The sequence below is a fragment of the Candidatus Thermoplasmatota archaeon genome (assembly GCA_030018475.1).
Lineage (GTDB): Archaea > Thermoplasmatota > JASEFT01 > JASEFT01 > JASEFT01 > JASEFT01.
Window position 1 is genome coordinate 1 of the sequence record JASEFT010000013.1, and the last position, 3,457, is coordinate 3,457.

3 protein-coding genes are annotated in these 3,457 nt (G+C 38.9%); all 3 read left to right on the plus strand.

The features are described from left to right. Positions 1-116: 116 nt before the first annotated feature. Positions 117-1,067, plus strand: a complete 951-nt coding sequence (locus QMD21_02980; GenBank protein MDI6855733.1) for a hypothetical protein — start codon at positions 117-119, stop codon at positions 1,065-1,067. An 8-nt stretch (positions 1,068-1,075) separates the two neighbouring features. Then, entirely contained in the window at positions 1,076-2,491 is a 1,416-nt protein-coding gene (dapA, locus tag QMD21_02985) for a 4-hydroxy-tetrahydrodipicolinate synthase (GenBank protein ID MDI6855734.1), read from the plus strand. Then, the coding region (dapA, locus tag QMD21_02990; protein ID MDI6855735.1) for a 4-hydroxy-tetrahydrodipicolinate synthase at positions 2,488-3,457 on the plus strand (970 nt) is incomplete at its 3' end. The genes dapA (QMD21_02985) and dapA (QMD21_02990), both read left to right, overlap by 4 nt.

A 3,457-nucleotide genomic window follows, 5' to 3' on the forward strand; every position in this document is an offset into this window, starting at 1 on the left:
AAATCAATCCCATCCCTCCTAGCTAAACTAGGCTTGAGAGGTGATGGGATTGTCAGAATTTAACGCTTAAGTTGACAGCCTCCAATTTAATAAATCACGAGAGTAATACTAACTCGGTGATTGCTTTGTCTGAATTAGAAGAGCTAAGAAAAAATTTAGAAAAGCTAGGTATTCCAGGAAGAGATTTATACGAGCTACCGAGCTCTAAACTAAGGTTTCCAGACGGAGCGCATTACAGAATGGAAATTTCAGGTATAGAAAGACCATCAACGTTAGAAGCTATGATCGACGAAATGGATAAGCGCAAGATACCAGTGCACAGAATAATTTCTACAGTTATGGGCTCTACATTGCTTGATGAAAAAGAGCTTGCAAAATTTGCTCAACTTGCCAAAGACGCCAAGCTAGAAGTTATCATTACACCAGGCCCAAGAACCGCTTGGGATTTAGGAGCGCAGTTAAGAACTCCTGAAGGAGCTCTTTCAGGTATGCGTATAAGAGGCTCCGATAATTTATCTCATATAATTGCAGATATAAAGCGCTGTACAGATATTGGCTTTAGAGGCTTTCTAGTAATGGATGAGGGCTTGCTCTGGATATTGAACAACTTAAGAAAAGAAGGTATAATACCAAAAGATACTGTTTTTAAAGTGAGCATTCTCGCAGGCCATGCGAATGCAGCCGGTGCTAGAGTGCTAGAAACTTTGGGAGCAAATACATTCAACCCGGTTGGTGACTTAACACTTCCTATGTTCGCTAGTTTGAGGAAAGCTGTGACTATACCTATGGACGTGCATATCTTTTTATTCGATTCCTTCGGAGGCTTTAACCGCTTTTGGGAAGCTCCTGAGCTTGCAAGAATATGCTCGCCATGCTATTTCAAAATAGAGCCTGGCGTGAGTATGAGCGCTCTCTACAAGCCCTGGGTAAGTGAAAATGCGCTAGCTGAGCTTGCTAGAGAGAAAGTAAAATATGCAGAGATAATCAAAGAAATAATTGATAAGAACATGCCTGACTTAAAGCTTTCCCAGCGAGGTGCTAAAGATTTGGCGATTCCTAAGCCGTAATAAGAATTATGAAAGATATTTCGGGCGTTTACGCAGCGTTAGTCACGCCATTTGATAAAAAAGAAGCGCTCAATGAGCATGCTTTTAGAGAGCTTATTAATGCTGTGATTGGCAATCTAGATGGAATATTAGTCTGCGGCACGACCGGCGAATTCGAATATCTAAGTTTTGAAGAAAGGAAACGCATTTACGGTATTGCTAGAGAAGAAGTTAACAAAGGAAAACTTGCAATTGCCGGTACCGGCGCGCCTTCTACGAGACAGGTAATAGAGCTGACAAGATATGCAGAAGAAATAGGTATGGATGCTTGCTTGATTGTAGCACCTTACTTTATAAAGCCTTCTGATAAAGGTTTATATGAGCATTTCTATCAAATTTCTAGGGCTGTGGATTTGCCTATAATAATCTACAATATTCCTCAAACTACAGGTTATTACATTTCTAGAAGAGTTGTAGAAGATCTTGCAGAACTTGATAATATTATTGCAGTCAAAGATTCTTCAGGCAATCTTACCTATACTTTAGAGCTTTTAGAAAAAGTAAAATCAAAAATAAATATTTTAATTGGTCATGATGAGGTAGTATTACCTGCACTTGCAAGTGGCTGTAGCGGTATGATTTTGGGCAGTGCACAGGTATTTCCTGAAATATGGCAAGCTTTGTATAAATCTTTAAAAGATGGTAATTTAGCACTTGCGCAGGAGCTGCAATTAAAAGTACAAAAGTTGACAAGAATATTTTGCAGATATGGCAACATGGTACCAATAAAATACGCTTTGAGATTACTTGGGTTAAATGTAGGTAGAGCGAGAACGCCTCTAAAAGAGGGCGGAGTTATTTTGCACGAGGATAGAGAGGAGATAAAATTAGAGCTTGAGAAAATTGGCAAGCTAAAAATAGAAGAGTTAATTATTGAAGGAGAAAAAATACCGCTAGAAGAAAGATTTAAAGAGCTTGGCGTGTCAAGTGATATAATTCGGAATTATAAATTATTTGCAGGCACTGGAGCTGCAGGAGCTGGTAGAGAAAGAGTAGCGGTTGATATTTTGGCAGGTAAAAAAAACTCGCCTTTAGCTAGAGCTTTTGCTAAACAATTTCTTTATCTTAGAAAAGGTTATGAAGCCTTACCTGCAATTTTAGAGCCTAACCTTTCAGTCAAGCCCTCCACATTGATTATCCCCGCTGTAGAGCTTAGAAATCTTAGGCAGGCTAATATTATCTACGGCCCTTGCCAAAGCGCTATCGCAAAAGCAGTAATAGATAGTGTGGAAGATTCCATAATTGAGCAAGCTGAAATTGATGATTATATTATGCTTGCGAAAGTATTTGTCCAGCCTAACGCGCTAGACAGAAAAATTTTGTATCATAATTTTTATCTGGCTGCGAAGCAAGCGATTGAGAATGCGTTCAAATTAAAACTATGAAGAAACTATCTTGGCTTAAAGGTATATTTCCTGCGCTAGTAACGCCTTTCAAATCAAATGAAGATTTAGATGAAGAAGCGCTTAGAAAGTTAGTTAATTATCTGATGAAAGATGTGAACGGCTTCGTTGCTACCGGCACTACTGGCGAATTTGTATATTTAAGTGAAGAGGAGAGAATGAAGGTAATAGAATGGGTAGTTGATGAGGTTGCCAATAAAAAGCCTGTAATTGCTGGCACAGGCGCTAGTTCTACAAAACAAACAATTGAGCTAACAAAGTATGCAAAGGACGTTGGTGCTAAAGCTGCACTTGTTGTTACTCCTTACTATTTCAATTCTTCTTATAAAGAAATTTACGAACATTACGAAAAGCTGAATGAGCTCGATTTCCCTATCATACTCTACAACCTACCCCAAGCTACTGGAGTGAATAAAGAATGGTGGACTGTAGAAGGTTTAGCAGAGCTGGAAAATATTGTGGGAATAAAAGATTCAAGCGGTAATTTTCCGTTCTTGGCTTCGTTATTTGAGAAAGTAGGCAATAAAATCTCCATAGTATGCGGCTACGATGAAATAGGCATGGCTGCATTAGCAAGCGGTGCAGATGCTCTCATTTTGGCTAGCGCTAATTTAATTCCAGACGTATGGCAAGATATCTACAAAGCTGTTCAGCGCAAGGATTTGGAGAAGGCTCGTGCGTTGCAACAAAGAATCCAGAAATTAGTTAGAATTATATGCAGAACCTGTGCTCATGAAGCTGTAAAGAGCGGTCTTGAGATTATTGGTATTGAAGTAGGTAAATCGCGCAGGCCAACAATGCCTGGCGATGCCTTTAGAAAAGAAGATTTAGAGGAGTTAAGAATAGAGCTTGAGAATTTAGGTAAAATCAAAGCTCGAGAGATAAAATACGGGCTAAAAGATAAGATTATCAAGACAAAATTTCCAGCTATTACTCAACATGAAAAAA